At 69.0% G+C, this 210-nt stretch carries 1 protein-coding gene; it reads left to right on the top strand.

Going from position 1 to position 210, the window contains the following annotated elements:
- The coding region (locus ON19_RS30685) for a WD40 repeat domain-containing protein (RefSeq protein WP_043700626.1) at positions 1-210 on the top strand (210 nt) is incomplete at both ends.

The raw sequence follows: 210 nt of genomic DNA, 5'->3' as shown, positions 1-210 counted from the left end.
TTGTGGGATCCGGCCACCGGCCATCAGGTCGGCGACCCCCTCACCGGCCACACCGGCGCGGTGTTGTCGGTGGCGTTCTGCCCGGACGGGCGCCTGCTGGCCACTGGCGACTATGAGACGGTGCAGTTGTGGGATCCGGTTACCGGCCATCAGGTCGGCGACCCCCTCGGCCACACCAACTTGGTGTTCTCGGTGGCGTTCAGCCCGGAC

It is taken from the genome of Nocardia abscessus NBRC 100374, assembly GCF_000308455.1.
In the GTDB taxonomy this organism is placed as follows: domain Bacteria; phylum Actinomycetota; class Actinomycetes; order Mycobacteriales; family Mycobacteriaceae; genus Nocardia; species Nocardia abscessus.
This window is presented reverse-complemented; position numbering and strand designations above follow the sequence as displayed.